This window comes from Conexibacter sp. W3-3-2 (assembly GCF_009707605.1).
In the GTDB taxonomy this organism is placed as follows: domain Bacteria; phylum Actinomycetota; class Thermoleophilia; order Solirubrobacterales; family Solirubrobacteraceae; genus Paraconexibacter; species Paraconexibacter algicola.
This window is the reverse complement of the sequence record NZ_WLYW01000001.1, coordinates 2,616,794-2,632,425: the sequence shown is the minus strand read 5'-3', so window position 1 is coordinate 2,632,425 and position 15,632 is coordinate 2,616,794. Positions and strand designations below refer to the sequence as shown.

General features: G+C 74.0%; 20 protein-coding genes. 11 read left to right on the top strand and 9 right to left on the bottom strand.

The window, feature by feature from the left end; genetic code table 11:
- Positions 1-45 precede the first annotated feature (45 nt).
- From GKE82_RS12780 to GKE82_RS12760, 5 genes are all read right to left on the bottom strand, one after another.
- A complete protein-coding gene (locus GKE82_RS12780; RefSeq protein ID WP_154733556.1) occupies positions 46-420 on the bottom strand; it encodes a cytochrome c in 375 nt (124 codons plus the stop codon).
- 294 nt (positions 421-714) lie between these two features.
- On the bottom strand, positions 715-1,035 hold the full coding sequence (locus GKE82_RS12775) for a hypothetical protein (protein WP_107567269.1): 321 nt from the start codon (positions 1,033-1,035) through the stop codon (positions 715-717).
- A gap of 94 nt (positions 1,036-1,129) precedes the next feature.
- Complete coding sequence (locus GKE82_RS12770; protein WP_107567268.1) at positions 1,130-1,765, bottom strand: ferritin-like domain-containing protein; 636 nt, start codon at positions 1,763-1,765, stop codon at positions 1,130-1,132.
- Between the two features lie 17 nt (positions 1,766-1,782).
- On the bottom strand, positions 1,783-2,520 hold the full coding sequence (locus tag GKE82_RS12765; protein ID WP_154733555.1) for a ferritin-like domain-containing protein: 738 nt from the start codon (positions 2,518-2,520) through the stop codon (positions 1,783-1,785).
- Positions 2,521-2,647: 127 nt separating this feature from the next.
- Positions 2,648-2,947, bottom strand: coding sequence for a DUF3817 domain-containing protein (locus GKE82_RS12760; protein WP_107567266.1), 300 nt, complete (start codon positions 2,945-2,947; stop codon positions 2,648-2,650).
- Positions 2,948-2,971: 24 nt separating this feature from the next.
- Between GKE82_RS12760 and GKE82_RS12755 the strand changes: the two genes are divergently transcribed.
- Positions 2,972-3,841, top strand: a complete 870-nt coding sequence (locus GKE82_RS12755; protein WP_154733554.1) for a GNAT family N-acetyltransferase — start codon at positions 2,972-2,974, stop codon at positions 3,839-3,841.
- 382 nt (positions 3,842-4,223) lie between these two features.
- On the opposite strand, the gene GKE82_RS12750 is transcribed toward GKE82_RS12755, so the two are convergent.
- The 4 genes from GKE82_RS12750 to GKE82_RS12735 all read right to left on the bottom strand — a co-directional run bounded on the left by GKE82_RS12750 (position 4,224) and on the right by GKE82_RS12735 (position 9,286).
- Entirely contained in the window at positions 4,224-5,096 is an 873-nt protein-coding gene (locus GKE82_RS12750) for a TerC/Alx family metal homeostasis membrane protein (protein WP_196189200.1), read from the bottom strand.
- 254 nt (positions 5,097-5,350) lie between these two features.
- Entirely contained in the window at positions 5,351-7,246 is a 1,896-nt protein-coding gene (ilvD, locus tag GKE82_RS12745) for a dihydroxy-acid dehydratase (RefSeq protein WP_154733552.1), read from the bottom strand.
- A 59-nt stretch (positions 7,247-7,305) separates the two neighbouring features.
- On the bottom strand, positions 7,306-8,790 hold the full coding sequence (locus GKE82_RS12740; RefSeq protein WP_154733551.1) for a flavin monoamine oxidase family protein: 1,485 nt from the start codon (positions 8,788-8,790) through the stop codon (positions 7,306-7,308).
- 25 nt (positions 8,791-8,815) lie between these two features.
- Complete coding sequence (locus GKE82_RS12735; RefSeq protein ID WP_107567261.1) at positions 8,816-9,286, bottom strand: DUF427 domain-containing protein; 471 nt, start codon at positions 9,284-9,286, stop codon at positions 8,816-8,818.
- 115 nt (positions 9,287-9,401) lie between these two features.
- Between GKE82_RS12735 and GKE82_RS12730 the strand changes: the two genes are divergently transcribed.
- The 10 genes from GKE82_RS12730 to GKE82_RS12685 all read left to right on the top strand — a co-directional run bounded on the left by GKE82_RS12730 (position 9,402) and on the right by GKE82_RS12685 (position 15,585).
- On the top strand, positions 9,402-9,731 hold the full coding sequence (locus tag GKE82_RS12730; RefSeq protein WP_230316161.1) for a hypothetical protein: 330 nt from the start codon (positions 9,402-9,404) through the stop codon (positions 9,729-9,731).
- An 85-nt stretch (positions 9,732-9,816) separates the two neighbouring features.
- On the top strand, positions 9,817-10,497 hold the full coding sequence (locus GKE82_RS12725; protein WP_154733550.1) for a hypothetical protein: 681 nt from the start codon (positions 9,817-9,819) through the stop codon (positions 10,495-10,497).
- Entirely contained in the window at positions 10,494-11,864 is a 1,371-nt protein-coding gene (locus tag GKE82_RS12720; RefSeq protein WP_154733549.1) for a CopD family protein, read from the top strand. The genes GKE82_RS12725 and GKE82_RS12720 overlap by 4 nt, the downstream gene beginning before the upstream one ends.
- 38 nt (positions 11,865-11,902) lie before the next feature.
- Positions 11,903-12,292 carry a hypothetical protein gene (locus tag GKE82_RS12715; protein WP_154733548.1) on the top strand — a complete coding sequence of 130 codons (390 nt, stop codon included), beginning with the start codon at positions 11,903-11,905 and terminating at the stop codon, positions 12,290-12,292.
- Entirely contained in the window at positions 12,289-12,972 is a 684-nt protein-coding gene (locus GKE82_RS12710) for a YcnI family protein (protein WP_154733547.1), read from the top strand. Before GKE82_RS12715 ends, GKE82_RS12710 begins: the two co-directional genes overlap by 4 nt.
- Complete coding sequence (locus tag GKE82_RS12705; protein WP_154733546.1) at positions 12,969-13,772, top strand: thioredoxin domain-containing protein; 804 nt, start codon at positions 12,969-12,971, stop codon at positions 13,770-13,772. Before GKE82_RS12710 ends, GKE82_RS12705 begins: the two co-directional genes overlap by 4 nt.
- Positions 13,769-14,194 carry a vitamin K epoxide reductase family protein gene (locus GKE82_RS12700; RefSeq protein WP_154733545.1) on the top strand — a complete coding sequence of 142 codons (426 nt, stop codon included), beginning with the start codon at positions 13,769-13,771 and terminating at the stop codon, positions 14,192-14,194. Before GKE82_RS12705 ends, GKE82_RS12700 begins: the two co-directional genes overlap by 4 nt.
- Entirely contained in the window at positions 14,191-14,553 is a 363-nt protein-coding gene (locus GKE82_RS12695) for a copper resistance protein CopC (protein WP_154733544.1), read from the top strand. The genes GKE82_RS12700 and GKE82_RS12695 overlap by 4 nt, the downstream gene beginning before the upstream one ends.
- Positions 14,553-15,239, top strand: a complete 687-nt coding sequence (locus GKE82_RS12690; protein WP_154733543.1) for a DUF1775 domain-containing protein — start codon at positions 14,553-14,555, stop codon at positions 15,237-15,239. Before GKE82_RS12695 ends, GKE82_RS12690 begins: the two co-directional genes overlap by 1 nt.
- A gap of 4 nt (positions 15,240-15,243) precedes the next feature.
- Complete coding sequence (locus GKE82_RS12685) at positions 15,244-15,585, top strand: hypothetical protein (RefSeq protein WP_154733542.1); 342 nt, start codon at positions 15,244-15,246, stop codon at positions 15,583-15,585.
- Positions 15,586-15,632: the final 47 nt, after the last annotated feature.

Below are 15,632 nucleotides of genomic sequence, written 5' to 3'. Positions count from 1 at the left end.
CATATCAGAGAGTTTGGCATGCCAAACTCAGGACTTCGCGACGTGTCAGCCGTCGCCGCCTCCGGCCACGTACTGGGCGATCGCCGCGATGTCCGTCGGGCTGAGGGTGCCCTGGAACGGCGGCATGCCGCCACCCCCGACGCGGATCTGCCGCTCGATCGCCGCGACGTCCAGGCGCGTCTCGTCGAGGTTCGGGCCGAAGCCGCCGTCCGTTCCGGCGCGCGCGAGCGTGTGGCAGGACCCGCAGTTGGCCTGGGCGAAGAGCTTCGCCCCGTCGGCGGCGGCCGGACCGGACGCGCCGGAGGCGGTGCTGGTCGTGCCGGCGGTCCCGGCGCTCGGCTCCTCGTCGTCGCCGCATCCGGCGGCGGTCACGGCGAGGGCGGCGGCGCAGAGCGCGAGGGCGAGGGGACGGCGCGACATGGCGGGACTCCGGCGGGCAGGGGAGGGGGACGAACGCACGCCTCGGGGCCGTGCGCGATCCGGAGAACGCGCACGGCGGCCCGAGGGGCGGTTGACGCCGGTCGGCCGATCGCCTATGGATGGTGCCCTGACGCTTCACCGTGCGTTCGGGCGACGAATCGGTCGGACGACGTCGGTGCCGGTTGCCGCTCGCGGTGGTCCACACCACATAGCCCTCCGCGACGGGGCCGGCACGACTGGAAGCAGCACCGGGAGCGCGCGCGGTGGTCTCGGGCCACCGCGCGTCGGGTGCTGCTAGGCGAGCGCGGGCGGGCCGCGCTCGGCGAGGCGGCTCGCGAGGAGCGCGTCGCGCCAGCGGAAGCCGCGCACCCGCGGCAGCACGGGAGCGGCGACGGCGCCGCGGATCCGACGGGCCGGGGCCGGTCGCATGGCGGCGGCGAGCCGCTCGATCCGCTCCTCGCCGACGTAGCGGCCGAGGAGCAGCGGCGCCACGAGCAGCGCCAGCGGGAGCAGGAACAGGCCGCCGCCCGCGAGGACGACGGCGAGGCACGCGAGCACCACGAGCGCCCCGCGCAGCAGCGCGGACGAGCGATCGGGGTGGCCGACGGGCGTCATCGCGAACACTGTAGGGGAGGCGCCGTGCGGCGACAAGCGTCGACGCTGCACCTGCGGGCCCGGTCGACCCGGACCCGCAGGAACGGCTCGGTCCCTAGCCCTTGATGAACGGCTTGGCGGCGGCGAGGACCTCGTCCATCGTCGAGGCCTTGTCGAACGCCTGCGGCGCCGGCGGCCGGTCGCGCGCCAGGCGGATCAGCGCGGCGTGTCGCGCCTCGACCTGCACGATGCTGCCGGCGGCCCCGAGGATGTCGGTGCTCTCGATCATCGGGCCGGCGCCGTTGTAGGCGCTGACGCCGAGGTCCTCGAAGACGTTGGCGGTCTTCAGGAACGTCGCCTCGTCCTTGAACGAGTCGCCGAAGTCGACGGTCGGCACGTCGACGGGCGTGCCGCCGGCGTCCTCGATCATCGACTTCAGGGCGCCGACGTGCTCGTCCTCGTTGTCCCGCAGCTCGGTCGCGAGCTTCTTCGTGTCGCCGCTGAGGCCGGAGACCTCCTTCAGCGCCTGGGCGTAGAACGCGGCCTCGAGGTACTCGAGGGTGAGCGCGTAGTTGGCGATGTCGAGGTCGCCACCGCCGGACTGCGCGATCGCGGCCCGCGTGAACGGGGTCACCGCCGCCATGCCGAAGACCGCGCCCGCGGTCAGCGACGCGCGGGTCAGGAAGGCCGCGCGAGTGTGGCCGCGGACCTCGATCCGGGCGAGCTCGGGGATCTGGATCTGGGTGCTCATCTGGTCGTCTCCTCTGCTCACGCGGCGATGAAGGGCTTGACGGCCTCGAGGACCGCGGCCATGTCCAAGGGCTTGGCGAACGCGCCGTCGGGGATCGACCCCTGCCCGCCGTCGGCGGTGAAGCCACGGCCGATCAGCTGGTTGAGCGCGGCGGCGTGCCGGGCTTCGACGCTGTGGATCGACAGCGCGGCGGCGAGGATCTCCTTGTTCTTGATCGCCCCGGCCTGACCGAGGTACGCGGCGGCGCCGAGGTTCTCGACGTCCGCGGCGGTCTGCAGGACTTTCTCCAGACCCCCGCCCAGGACGTCCTCGAACGCGGTCTTCGGCTGCTCGGCGGGCGTGCCGCCGAGACCCTCGACCGCGGTCTTCAGCGCGTCGACGTGCGCCTGCTCGCTCTCGCCGAACTTCTTGGCGATGTCGAGGACCGCCTTGTCCTTGATGATGTCCGCGTCGATGACCTGGCGGTAGAAGTCCGCCTCGAGGTACTCGAGCGTGAGCGCGTAGTTGACGATCTCGATGTCGCTCGACGCGTCGTTGCCGGCGGCGGCGTCGGGCGTGGCGCTGCCGTCCGCGGTGGTGCCGGTGGTGCTGGTGGAGGCGCCGTCGCCTCCGTCGTCGTCGTCGCCGCACGCGGCGAGGAGCGTGCCGAGCGCCAGCGCGGCGCCGCCACCACCCATCATCCGCAGGAACGTCGCGCGCGACGACGGGTCGCGCTGCAGCTCGTCCAGGGCGCTTCCGCGTTCGATGCGCGGCATGGCCGGTCGGTCCGGGTCCATCGGTGCCTCCTCGGGTCGGGTGTCTCCGAGGTCCCCGCTACCCGGGTCTGCGACGGGCTGCGCAGATCGGATGACCTTCTGGCACCGGGCCGCTCCCCGGTGGGGGTCAGGCGGCGGCGAGGTCCCGGCGGATCTTCAGGTCGCCGAGCAGGGCGCCGAGCGGCCCGCCGGTGATGACGACCGCGCCGAGGAACCACCAGCCCCAGAGCTTCTCGCCCGCCCCGACGGCGACGAGGTAGAGCTGCACGAGGAAGCCGATGCCGTGGATCGGGCCGAGGATCGAGACGGCCGAGTCGCTGTCGGCGATGACGCTCGCGTAGAGCAGCACGAGGAGGAGCAGGAAGTCCGCGAGGGCGACCCAGCGGACGACGTCGAGCTTCTTGAGGACCACGGCGCGATCGGGCATGGCCTCCATCGTAGGGTGGAGGCGATGGCGCAGACGCTCACCCCGCTCCCCGGCGCGTACGCGATCGCCCGGTTTCCCGTCGATGCCGCCCTGCCCGCGGGCCCCTCCGCGACCCTGGCGGGGCTGTGGTCGGTCACGCGGACGATGGACGAGGTCTCGCTCGTCGCCCGCGCGCACGCGATCCCGGCGGACGCCGAGCGGGTCGACCGTCCCTGGACCGCGCTGAAGCTCGAGGGGCCGTTCGACCTGACGGGCGAGACCGGGGTGATCGCGTCGGTCGCCCGCCCGATCGCGCAGGCGCGGATCAGCGTCTTCGCGATGGCGACGTTCGACACCGACTACGTGCTCGTGCCCGCCGGGCAGGCCGGTCGCGTCCGCGCCGCGCTCACCGCGGCGGGGCACGAGGTGCGCGTCCCGGCGACGCGGATCCGGCCGGTGGCGGCCGCCGACGCGGACGGCGTCGCCCGGCTCGTGTGGGAGGGCTTCCTCGGCTACCTGCCCGTCGCCCCCGATGGCTGGGACCCGGGGGTCCCCGAGCCCCAAGCCGACCGGCTCGACCGTCCGGGCACGCGCTGGCTGCTGGCCGAGGACGGGGACGGGTACGTGCGCGGCAGCGCGGGGGCGATCGCCACCGAGGACGAGCAGCTGGGCCACGTCTGGCAGCTCTTCGTCGACCCGGGCCTGCACGGCACCGGCCTCGCCGACGCCCTCCTGGACGCCGTCGTCGAGACGACCCGCGCCGACGGTCGCCGCGCGCTGCAGCTGTACGTGGCGCGTGACGCCACGCAGGCCCGCGCCTTCTACGCGCGACGCGGCTTCGCCCCGGACCCGGCCGACGACGGCCGCCCCGGTCCCGGCGGCCTGCCGGTCGTCCGCCTGCGCCGCGCCCTGTAGCCGCGCGGGCCGTCGAGTGGACGCCAGATCCTTCCGGGAAGGATCTCCGGTCCACGGCGGGCGGGCGGGCGGGCGGCGTGCGCCCCGATCGATCCCGCCCCGCCGTTCCAGACCGGGCGGACCCCGGTCCGCCGCGCCGCCCGGCCACGCCCGCGCCGGCCGCGCCCGACCGGCCGCGCCCGCACCGGCCGCGCCCGCACCGGCCGGACCCGCGCCGCCCGGTCCGGCGGCGCCGGTCACTCCCGCGCCGCCCGGTCACGCCCGCGCCGGTCAGGCGCGGATCCCGAACCCCGTGGACGCCTGGTCCTTCCGGGAAGGATCTGGCGTCCACTCGACCCGCGGCACGGGCGCGGCGGGTGCCGCGCCCGGCCCGTCCGGTGGCTCAGGCGGCGACCATGCGCCGGTCGCGCACGAGCGAGGCGACGACGCCGACGCCGAGGATGGCGGCGATGATCGGCAGGCTGATCTCGGGCCCGATCTTGCCGGCGATCTGGGCGATCGCCATCTTCGCGCCGATGAACACGAGCAGGGCGGCGAGCGCGGTCTTCAGGTAGTAGAGGCGCTCGACGAGGTCGGCGACGAGGAAGAACAGCGGGCGCAGGCCGAGCAGCGCGAACGCGTTGGCCGCGAACACGATGAACGAGTCCGTGGTGATCGCGAGGATCGCGGGCACCGAGTCGATCGCGAAGATCAGGTCCACGACCGCGATCGCCGCGAGGGCCGCACCGCCGACGGTCAGCAGGGTCTTGCCGTCCCGCCGCACGACGAGCTTGCCGTCCGGGGCGTCCTCGGTGATCGGCAGGCGCGCGGAGAGCTTGTCGACCAGCTGCTGCTCGCCCTCGTGGTCGTTGCGGTGCTTGAACATCTTGTAGCCCGTGTAGACGAGGAACGCCGCGAACACGTAGTTCAGCCAGCTGAACGTCGACAGCGCGGCCGCGCCGACGAGGATGAACACGAGCCGCAGGACGAGCGCGCCGACGATGCCGTAGGTCAGCAGCCGGTGGCGCTCGGCCATCGGCACCTGGAACGCGGTGAAGACGAGCAGGAAGACGAAGACGTTGTCCAGCGACAGCGACTTCTCGACGAGGTAGCCGGCGAGGTACGCGCCCGCGTCCTCGCTGTCGCCGAACGCGAGCAGCACGCCGAAGAACGCGAACGACACGCCGACCCAGACGATGCTCGCGACGGTCGCGAAGCGCAGGGTCATCTCGCCGTTGCGGCCGCGGGCGACGAACAGGTCGATCGCGAGCAGCACGGCGATGGCGAGGGACGAGGCCGACCCAGGGGCCGGTGGACGAGGACAGCAGATCAGGCACGGTGTGCTCCTTCGCGGTAGACGGTTGGTCCTTCCGCGAAGGTCTCCCCGCCTCCGAGCGTGGCTCCGGAGACCGCGCGCACCGGGTGACATGAGGTCACCGTGCTGACGATGCGCGCCGTAGGGGTACTGCCCTTCGACGTTCCGGAAAGCGTAGCAGGGGACCGGCGCGAGGCCGGTCCCGCCGCCACGGATCAGGCCTGGGAGTGCGTGCGCGAGTCCGCGGCCGCCGCGACCGCCCGCTCGACCGCGTTGACGTCGCGGATCGCGCCGGTGTCCGCGGAGGTCGCCATCGCCGCGTACGCGCGCAGCGCGGGCGAGACCACCCGGTCGCGCGCCGCCGGGACGTACCCCGCGCCGGACTCGAGCGCCTCGCGGCGCTCCGCGAGCTCCGCGTCGGACACCTGCAGCTCGATCGACCGCGTGTGGATGTCGATGGCGATCGTGTCGCCGTCCTGCACGAGCGCGATCGTGCCCCCGGCCGCCGCCTCCGGCGAGACGTGCCCGATCGACAGGCCCGACGTGCCGCCCGAGAAGCGCCCGTCGGTGATCAGCGCGCACTTCGCGCCGAGCCCGAGGCCCTTCAGGTAGGAGGTCGGGTAGAGCATCTCCTGCATGCCCGGGCCGCCGCGCGGACCCTCGTAGCGGATGACGACCACGTCGCCCTCCTTGACCTTGCCGCCGAGGATCGCGTCGACCGCGTCGTCCTGCGACTCGACCACGACCGCCGGACCGCTGAACGTCAGGATCGACTCGTCGACGCCCGCGGTCTTCACGACGCAGCCGCGGACCGCGAGGTTGCCGTAGAGGATCGCCAGGCCGCCGTCCTGGGAGAGCGCGTGCTCCACGTCGTGGATGCAGCCCTCCGCGGCGTCGGTGTCCAGCGACTCCCACCGCTCGCTCTGCGAGAACGCGGTCGCCGACCGCACGCAGCCGGGCGCGGCGTGGAACATCTCGATCGCCTCCGGTGTCGCCTCGCCCGAGCGGATGTCCCACGGCAGCAGCCACTCGCCGATCGTCCCGGCGTGCACCGTGTGCACGTCCTCGTTGAGCAGCCCGCCGCGCCACAGCTCGCCGAGGATCGCGGCGATGCCGCCGGCGCGGTGCACGTCCTCCATCAGCCACGGGCCGTTCGGCGCGGGCTTGCACAGGCACGGCACGCGCCGCGACACCGCGTCGATGTCCTTCATCGTGAAGTCGAGCTCCGCCTCCTGGGCGGCGGCGAGGATGTGCAGGACGGTGTTCGTCGAGCCGCCCATCGCGACGTCGAGCGCCATCGCGTTCTCGAACGCCTCGCGGGTGGCGACCGCGCGGGGCAGGACGGACTCGTCGTCCTCCTCGTAGTAGCGGCGCGTGATCTCCACGACGCAGCGCGCGGCGCGCTGGTAGAGCTCCTTGCGGGCCGTGTGCGTCGCGAGGATCGACCCGTTGCCCGGCAGCGCGAGGCCGAGCGCCTCGGTCAGGCAGTTCATCGAGTTCGCCGTGAACATGCCCGAGCACGACCCGCAGGTCGGGCACGCGGCCTCCTCGATGATCTCGATGTCCTCGTCGGAGACGTCGCCCGCGACGGCGTCCGCGATCGCGGTGATGAGGTTCACGCGCTTGCGCACCGTGCCGTCGACGAGGACCGCGGTGCCGCCCTCCATCGGGCCGCCGGACACGAACACGGTCGGGATGTTCAGCCGCAGCGCGGCGTTGAGCATCCCGGGCGTGATCTTGTCGCAGTTGGAGATGCAGATCAGGGCGTCCGCGCAGTGCGCGTTGACCATGTACTCGACGCTGTCGGCGATCAGGTCGCGGGAGGGGAGCGAGTAGAGCATGCCGCCGTGGCCCATCGCGATGCCGTCGTCGACCGCGATCGTGTTGAACTCGCGCGGGATGCCGCCCGCCTCGCTGATCGCCTCCGCGACGATCTGCCCGACCGGGGCGAGGTGCGTGTGCCCGGGGACGAACTGCGTGTAGGAGTTGGCGACCGCGATGATCGGCTTGCGGCCGAGGTCGCCCTTGGCGACGCCGGTCGCGCGGTACAGGGCGCGGGCGCCGGCCATGTTGCGTCCGTGGGTGACGGTGCGGGAGCGGTACGCGGGCATGGGTCCAGTGTCCCACAGGACGCCAGTGCGCCCGGGCCGTGTCGTCGACCGCCGGGCGGTCAGCCGGCGAGCGCCTCCGCGGCGGCGCGCCGGCCGCTGCGCAGCGCGCCGTCCATGTAGCCGTTCCAGATCGTCGCGGTCTCGGCCCCGGCCCAGTGGATCCGGCCGAACGGGCGGCGGATCGCCTGGCCGTAGTCGAGCAGCACGCCCGGCGGCGTGAAGCCGACGTAGCAGCCGCCGGTCCAGCGCTCGGCCGACCAGTCCATCTCGACGTACTCGCGCGGCGACGCGGCCCGCGGCCCGAAGTAGGTCCGGAAGCTCTCGAGCACCGCGGCGCGCCGGTCGGCGGCCGGGCGACGGCTCCAGACACGGGCGAGGTGCCCTTCGATGAAGCCCAGCAGCACGCCCGGACTGCCGTCGGGCGGCGAGTTGTCGAACGTGATCCGCACCGGGGCGCCGTCGCTCGTCACCTGGCCGGCGAGCCCGTCGGCCCGCCAGAACGGCTCGTCGTACACGGCCATGCACTTGATCGCGTTGCCCTGCGGGAACCGCTGCAGCAGCTGCGCGCGGTCGGCGGGGAGGATCGGGTCGTAGTCGATGAACGCGCTGACCGCGGGCGGCGCGGTGACGATGACCTGGCGGGCGCGGACGGTCCCGACGCGGTCGGCGTGCACCTCGACCCCGCCGCGGAGCTGGCGGATCCGCCGGACCGGCGCGGAGAGCAGGATCCGGCGGCGCCCGAGCGCACGGGCCAGCTCCAGCGACACGCGCTGCGAGCCGCCGACGAAGCGCGACTCCTGCGCGCCGCCCGCGGTGCTGATCAGCCGGTTCAGTGACCCGGGGGTCGTCTCGTTGCCCGCCCCGCGGATGTACGTGAGGACGTGCAGGAGCGAGACGTCGCGCGGCTGCGCCGCCCAGACCGCCTCGATCGCGAGGTCGAGCAGCAGCCGGGCGCCCGCGGTCGCGGTGTTCGCGCGCTTCCAGGTCTCGAAGGTCTGGGAGTCCCACTCCTCGGCCCGCGGCGCGGTCCAGGGCGCGTCGAGCGGCAGCGTCGCCGCCATCGCGTCGAGCTGGCCGATCGCGGCGAACGCCTCCACCGCACCGAGGTCCGGCGGGATCGCCCCCAGCGGCGTGGAGGCGCTGTACCGGGTGGTGCGGCCCTCGCGGTGGAAGAGGTAGTCGCCCCGGTCGTAGGTCTTGAACGTCTCCACCCCGAGCGTGCGGGCGAGACCGAGGAGCACGTCCTGGGTCGGGCCGACCCACTGGCCGCCGATCTCCACGACCGTGCCGCGTGCGGTGGTCAGCTCGCGGTTCAGCGTGCGGCCGCCGACCCGGTCGCGTGCCTCCAGCACGAGGACGCTGCGCCCGGCGGCCGCGACCTCGCGGGCGGCCATCAGCCCGGCGAGGCCGGCCCCGACCACGACGACGTCCGCCGAGCGGCGGCGGGTGCGGGCCGCGGCCGCCCGGTCGGGGAGCAGGGCGGCGGACCCGGCGGCCGCGGCGCCGGCGCCCAGCAGGCCGCGGCGGGTGACGTCGGAGCTCATGCTCCGGATTCTGGCACCGGGGCGCCTACCAGCCCCAGGTGCCCGGCCCGCCCTTCATCCGCCCGGTGATGTCGTCGGTGATCCAGCCGCCGTAGAAGTCGCCCTCCTGCGCCCGGACGGTCTCCTCGTCCAGCCGGCACCGCTCCATGCGGCCCGGGTACACCGCGACGTGGTCGCGGAGCTCCGCGTACGCCGGCACCGGGTCCGGGTAGGACCAGCCGGCCGCCTGCGCGACGGTCACGCCGTCGGCGCCGACGACGTCCCAGTAGGTCGCGCGGCCCTTCCACTCGCAGAACGTCGAGCGCGCGTCCGCGGCCCGCAGGGCGCCCGGCGCGAAGTCCCCGGGCGGTACGTAGATCGTCGGCGGGTGACTCGTCTCGAGGATCCGCAGCGCGCGGGTGGAGTCGGCGATCACGGCGCCGCCGAGCTCGATCCGCACGCGGCGCGTGCACGGCACGAGCGCGGGCGGGCGGGGATAGTCCCAGACGTTCTCCATGACCGGGATACGGAGCAGCGGCCGAACCGGGACGCATCCGATCGGGCCGTCGGGCCGTATCCCTGAGCGACGTCCGCCCTCGCGCCCTGTGAGGTCGGGCGCTACCCTGACCGTGATGACCCAGCGCCGAGACCTCCTGCCGGTCGCCCTCGTGGCCGCCGTCGGCGTGCTCGCAGCGCTGCTCACCACCGTCGGGGGAATCGACAGCTGGCTCCTGGAGCTGGCGCCCGTCCTCGTGCTGCTGCTCCCGCTGCTGGCGGGTCGCTACCTCGGGGAGAAGCGCCTCGCGGCCGTCGTCGCCGCGTTCGCGCCGGCCCGTCGCCGCGCCGCACTCCGGCTCACCGCGCGCCTGCCGCGCGCCCCGCGGGCGTTCGCCCGCCGCGGGCGGCTCGTCGCGTCCGCGCTCGCCGAGCGCGGACCGCCCGCGCTCGCGCCGGCCCGCTAGGAGCCCCCGTGCTCCCGGACGTGTGCCCGTCGCGCACCGTCCGCCGTGTCCCGCTGAACGACCCGACCCTGGAGGTCCCGGTTCCATGAACCGCGTCCGCACCATCGTCGTGGTCGCGCTCGCCGCCCTCGCGGCCTGCGTGTCCACCGCCGCCGCCCACAAGGGCGACCCCAACTACCAGTCCCTCATCACCGGCTCGACCGGTCTGCCCACGGGCGTCACCACGCAGATCCTCAACCGCGAGGACAGCCTCGAGCTGACGAACCGCAGCGACCGCGACATCGTCGTGCTCGGCTACGAGGACGAGCCGTACGCGCGCATCGACGCCGACGGGACCGTGGCGGTGAACGAGAACTCCAAGTCGACGTACATCAACGAGGAGCGCGACGGCAACGTGCCCGTCCCCGCGGGCGTCGACCCGAAGGCCGAGCCGCGCTGGAAGGTCCTCGACAAGACCGGCCGCTTCGCCTGGCACGACCACCGCATCCACTGGATGGGCGGTGGCACCCCGCCGCAGGTGAAGGACACGGCCGTCAAGACGAAGGTCTTCGACTGGACCGTCGACCTCCAGGTCGCCGGGCAGCCCGCCACCATCGCGGGCGTCCTCAACTGGACCCCCACTGACGACGGGGGCGCGCCGACCGCCGCGATCGCCGTGTTCGTCGTGCTGCTGGCGCTCAGCGGCGTCTTCGTCGTCACGGTCCGGCGCCGGCGCGCCGCCGAGGAGCAGGACGGCGCCGCCGCGCCCGCGAAGGAGTCCTGGTGAGCCATCTGCGCCGCATCCTGGCCCTCGCGGGCGTCGCGCTCGTCGCGTTCCTCGCGCTCGCGCCCGCCGGGGCGTCCGCCCACGCCTTCCTCGTCGGCAACCAGCCGTTCCGCGACGAGGTCTTCAAGGACGGGCAGCCGTCCGAGGTCGTCTTCCGCTTCAACGAGCCCGTCGAGGCGTCCTTCGGCGCGGTCCGCGTCTTCGACACCAGCGCCAAGCGCGTCGACGAGCAGGAGATCCTGCGGCCCGGCGGTGACACCAAGAAGATCGGGGTCAAGCTCAAGCCCGGCCTCGCGAAGGGCTCCTACACGGCCACCTACCGGCTCGTGTCCGCCGACGGCCACGTGATCAACGGTGGCTTCGTCTTCCACCTCGGTGAGCCGTCGAAGTCCGGGGCCCTCGCGGTCGCCGACCTCGTCGAGGGCACCTCCGCGGGAGCGACCACGACCACCGTCTTCGCGGGGGTGAAGGCGCTCGACTACCTCGCGATCGCGCTCGCGCTCGGCGGCGTCGGCTTCCTGCTGCTCTGCTGGCTCCCGGGCCTGCGCGGCGTCGCGGGCGGGGACGAGCGCTGGGCCGCGGCCAGCGAGGCGTACGCCAAGCGCGGCAGCACGATGCTGCTCGGCGCCGTGAACCTCGGGCTCGCCACCGCGCTGCTCGGCATCCTCATCCAGGGGTCGATCGTCTCCGGCCAAGGGTTCTTCGACGCGCTGCAGGCCTCCACCGTCCGCGAGGTCCTCGACACGCGCTTCGGCACCGTCTGGGGCCTGAAGCTCGTGGTCTGGCTCGTCCTCGGCGGCGTCCTGCTCGTCACCCCGCGGACCGTGCCCGTCCTGCGCCCCGTGTCGCTCGGTGCCGACGGTCGCGTGCTCGACCGTCCCGGCGGGCTGCGGCTCGCGCTGCTCGTCGCGCCCGTCACCGCGCTCGCCTTCGCCCCCGCCCTCTCCGGCCACGCCGGGACGAGCGACCCGGTCGCGGTGCTGCTCCCGACCGACGTCGCGCACGTCGCCGCGATGAGCCTCTGGCTCGGCGGCCTGATCGCGCTCGTCGCGCTCGTCCCCGCCGCCACCGGCAAGCTCGACGGCGGGGACCGCGCCCGGCTCCTCTCCGCCGTGCTGCTGCGCTTCTCCCCGGTCGCGCTCGCCGCCGTCGCCGTGCTCGCCGTCACCGGCACCGTGCAGGCGGTCCTCCACCTCACGAGCTTCTCCCAGCTGCTCGACACCGGCTTCGGCCGCGCCGTCCTCATCAAGGCGCTGCTGCTGCTCGTGCTGATCGGCCTCGGCGCCCTGAACCGGCAGCGCACGCTCCCAAGCTGCGCGAGATCGCCGCCACCGGCGGCACCCCCGGGCAGGCCGGCACGACGCTGAAGAACACGCTGCGTGCCGAGGTCGGCCTCATCGTCGCCGTGCTCGCCACCACCGGCGCGCTCGTCGGCTACTCGCCGCCCGCCTCCTACACGACCCCCAAGGCCGTGAACATCGAGCAGCGCGTCGGGCCGCTCGACCTCAACACGACCGTCGAGCCCGCCACCGTCGGCTCGAACACGATGCACATCTACCTGTTCGACGCCAAGACCGGCGAGCCGTTCGACGACACCAAGTCCATCACCGCGCAGGCCACCCTGAAGTCCGCGAACGTCGGCCCGCTCGACATCGCCCTGCGCAAGTCGGGTCCCGGCCACTTCACCGCCGACGCGTTCCAGCTGACGCTCGCGGGGGAGTGGGAGATCCGGATCGTCGACCGCGTCAGCGAGTTCGACGAGTACGCCACCACGATCAAGGTCCCCATCCGATGAAGCTGCTCCCCACCCTCACCGCCGTGGCGGTCCTGGCGCTCCCCGGCGTCGCCGCCGCGCACGTCACCCTCCAGCCCGCCGAGGGCGCCGCCGGCGCCTACGTCGTCGAGAACGTCCGCGTCCCCAACGAGAAGGAGGACTCGGGCACCACGAAGGTCGTCGTCCAGTTCCCCGCCGGCTTCGAGTCCGCCAGCACCCAGCCCGTGCCCGGCTGGAAGGCGGAGGTCGCCACCAGCGGCGGTGCGGTCAGGACGATCACCTGGACCGCCTCCGGCGACACCCGGATCGGCCCGGGCGAGTTCCAGGACTTCCCGATCAGCATCAAGCTCCCCGACACCGAGGGGCCGCTGACCTTCAAGGCGCTGCAGACCTACGAGGACGGCGAGACCGTCCGCTGGATCGGCGACGAGGCGTCCGACAAGCCCGCCCCGACCGTCATGGTCGGCGCCGCCAGCGGTGACGGGCACGGGGCGAGCGGCCACTCCGACGACGGCGCGGCCAAGAGCACCGAGACCTCCGAGTCCGCCACGGCCGAGCCCGCGCTCGCCTCCGCCACCACCGGTGGTGGGGACGACGGCGGCGACGGCCTTGCGATCGCCGCGCTGATCGTCGGCGGCCTCGGCCTGCTCGTCGGTGCCGCGGGCCTCGCGACCGCGCGCCGGGCCGGGAGCGGCGCATGAGCACCGAGCCGAAGGTCACCCGCGCGGAGCAGAAGGCCGCCCGTCGCGCCGAGCGGGACGCGGCCGCCGCCGCCGCGGAGGCTGCCGCCGCCCGCAAGCGGCGCCTCGCCCAGCTCGGCGGCGTGCTCGCCGTCGCCGCCGCGATCGTCGCCGTGTTCATCGCGATCAGCGCCGGCGGCACCGACGACGGCCCCACCAAGAAGGCGGGCGAGACCGTCGCCGGGCAGACCGAGGTCACCCAGCGGTTCGCCGGCATCCCGCAGGCCGGCATCGTCCTCGGACAGGCCGACGCGCCCGTCACGCTCGTCGAGTTCGCCGACATGCAGTGCCCGTTCTGCGCCGAGTTCGCCCGCGACGGCCTCCCGACGCTCGTCGAGCGCGAGGTCCGCGCCGGCACGCTGCGCGTCGAGTTCCGCTCGATGGCGTTCATCGGCGACGACAGCCAGACCCTCGCGCGCGCCGTCGCCGGCGCCGGCGCCCAGGGCAAGCTCTGGCAGGCGCTCGACCTGTTCTTCATCAACCAGGGCCGCGAGAACTCCGGCTACGCCGACGACGCATTCGTCCGCACGACCCTCAGCGGGATCCCCGGCCTCGACGTCGACAAGGCGATCGCCGACGGCGAGGGCTCCGCGGGCACCGAGGCGATCAACCAGGCCCAGCAGCTCGCCGACCAGAACGGCATCTCCAGCACCCCGTCCTTCCTCATCGGGAAGACCGGCGGCAAGCTCGAGAAGCTCGAGCTCAGCTCGCTCGACGGCAGCCAGATCCGCGACAAGGTCCAGGAGCTCGCGGGCACGTGAGCGACCGGCTGCGGACAGCCACCCTCGCCGTCACGGTCCTCGGTCTCGGCGTCGCCGTGTACCTCACGTACGCGCACTACGCCGGGATCGACCCCGCCTGCGGGATCTCGCACGGCTGCTCGAAGGTCCAGGCGTCCGACTGGGCGACCTTCGCCGGGATCCCCGTGGCGGTGCTCGGCCTGATCGGCTACGTGAGCATCCTCGCGGTGCTGCTGCTCGTCCCGGGCGACACCGGCCTGCTCGCCGCGGTCGGCCTCGCCTGGGTCGGCTTCGGCTTCAGCATGTACCTCACCTACGTCGAGATCGCCGAGATCGACGCCATCTGCCAGTGGTGCGTCGCGAGCGCCGTCTGCATGACGCTGCTCGCCGCACTGACCACGACGCGCTTCCTGCGCGCACCGTCCCAGGAGACCACCGCATGACCCGCACGACCCTCCGTCGCGCCGCCGTCCTCGGCACGCTCGGCGCCCTGACGTTCTCCACCACCGCGCTCGGCCACGCCGAGGTCGACAAGCGCCTGCCCAAGCCCGGCGCGAGCCTCTCCAGCGGCCCGAAGACCGTCTACATCAGCTTCACGCAGCAGATCAAGAGCGGCGGCAGCTTCACCGTCACGCGTGGCTCGCGCACCGTGCTGCGCGGCAAGAACGACCCGCGCAACGTCAAGCGCATCATCGGCAAGTCCTCCAAGCGCCTCGCGAAGGGCACCTACAAGGTGAGCTGGCGTGCCACCTACATCGACGGTCACCGCGAGACCGGCAGCTGGACCTTCCGCGTCCGCTGATGCTCCGCCGCACGCTGCTCCTGCCCGCGCTCGCGCTCGGCGCCACCGCCGCGCCGGCCGCCGCGCACGTGGAGGTCCTCCCGAAGACCGTCGCGCCCGCCGACCCGGTCCTGTTCACCGTGCTCGTCCCCGGCGAGCGCGACGACACCGGCACCACCGAGGTCAAGCTGCAGATCCCCGAGGGCGTCCTGCCGTTCTCCTTCGAGGACCAGCCCGGCTGGAAGCGCACCGTGCAGCGCGCCTCCAACGGGGCGCTGGAGACCGTCACCTGGAAGGGGAAGGCCGCCGCCGACGGGCTCGTCGCGCTGCGCTTCCTCGCCTCCACGCCGGACGCGCCCGGCACGATCGAGTGGAAGTCGATCCAGACCTACGACGACGGCGACGTCGTCCGCTGGATCGGGGCGGAGGGCAGCGAGTCGCCCGCCAGCACGACCACGGTGTCCGCCGACGCGCCGCGCCAGAACGCCGGCGGCGAGGGCGCCCAGGCCGCCTCGCCGGACGCCGGGACCGGCGGCGCCGCCGCGCCGCAGGCCGACACGACCCAGGACGCGGCCGGTGCCGCGTCGCCCGACGCCGGGGACGACGGCGGCCGCGACGGCCTGACGCTCGGCCTCGCGATCGCCGGGCTCGTCGCCGGCCTGGCCGCGCTCGGCGTGACCGTCACCCGGGGTCGCGCCACCGCCTAGCCCGATGCGCGTCCGCCCGGCCACGACCCGTCGCACGCGGGCCCTCGCGGGCCTGCTCGTGCTGCTCGCCGCGCTCGCGGCGTTCGCGGTCGTGGTCGCGCCGGGCGTGCTGCTCGCGCTCGCTCCCACCCTGCTGCTGTTCGGCACCCTCCTCGCGGGCGCGATGCCCGGGGAGGAGCTGCTGGACCGCCTGCGCGCGCGGTTCGCGCCGCGCGCGCGCCGACGGCGTCCCGCCCGCCCGCGGGCGTACCGCGCCGTCTACCTCCGACGTGTCGGCCGGCTCATCGCCGCCGCGCTCGCCGTGCGTCCGCCTCCCGCGGCGCCCGCGACCGTCGTCGCCTCCTAGACCGTCCGCGGCGCCCGACCGGGTGCCGCGCCCGATCCGTCCATCCT

Coding starts and splice junctions, on each gene's coding strand:
- GKE82_RS12780 (WP_154733556.1), bottom strand. CDS start 420: ATGTCGCGCCGTCCCCTCGCCCTCGCGCTCTGCGCCGCCGCCCTCGCC.
- GKE82_RS12765 (WP_154733555.1), bottom strand. CDS start 2,520: ATGCCGCGCATCGAACGCGGAAGCGCCCTGGACGAGCTGCAGCGCGAC.
- GKE82_RS12775 (WP_107567269.1), bottom strand. CDS start 1,035: ATGACGCCCGTCGGCCACCCCGATCGCTCGTCCGCGCTGCTGCGCGGG.
- GKE82_RS12695 (WP_154733544.1), top strand. CDS start 14,191: ATGACCCGCACGACCCTCCGTCGCGCCGCCGTCCTCGGCACGCTCGGC.
- GKE82_RS12770 (WP_107567268.1), bottom strand. CDS start 1,765: ATGAGCACCCAGATCCAGATCCCCGAGCTCGCCCGGATCGAGGTCCGC.
- GKE82_RS12730 (WP_230316161.1), top strand. CDS start 9,402: ATGACCCAGCGCCGAGACCTCCTGCCGGTCGCCCTCGTGGCCGCCGTC.
- GKE82_RS12735 (WP_107567261.1), bottom strand. CDS start 9,286: ATGGAGAACGTCTGGGACTATCCCCGCCCGCCCGCGCTCGTGCCGTGC.
- GKE82_RS12685 (WP_154733542.1), top strand. CDS start 15,244: ATGCGCGTCCGCCCGGCCACGACCCGTCGCACGCGGGCCCTCGCGGGC.
- GKE82_RS12705 (WP_154733546.1), top strand. CDS start 12,969: ATGAGCACCGAGCCGAAGGTCACCCGCGCGGAGCAGAAGGCCGCCCGT.
- GKE82_RS12710 (WP_154733547.1), top strand. CDS start 12,289: ATGAAGCTGCTCCCCACCCTCACCGCCGTGGCGGTCCTGGCGCTCCCC.
- GKE82_RS12755 (WP_154733554.1), top strand. CDS start 2,972: ATGGCGCAGACGCTCACCCCGCTCCCCGGCGCGTACGCGATCGCCCGG.
- GKE82_RS12725 (WP_154733550.1), top strand. CDS start 9,817: ATGAACCGCGTCCGCACCATCGTCGTGGTCGCGCTCGCCGCCCTCGCG.
- GKE82_RS12740 (WP_154733551.1), bottom strand. CDS start 8,790: ATGAGCTCCGACGTCACCCGCCGCGGCCTGCTGGGCGCCGGCGCCGCG.
- GKE82_RS12690 (WP_154733543.1), top strand. CDS start 14,553: ATGCTCCGCCGCACGCTGCTCCTGCCCGCGCTCGCGCTCGGCGCCACC.
- ilvD (WP_154733552.1), bottom strand. CDS start 7,246: ATGCCCGCGTACCGCTCCCGCACCGTCACCCACGGACGCAACATGGCC.
- GKE82_RS12760 (WP_107567266.1), bottom strand. CDS start 2,947: ATGCCCGATCGCGCCGTGGTCCTCAAGAAGCTCGACGTCGTCCGCTGG.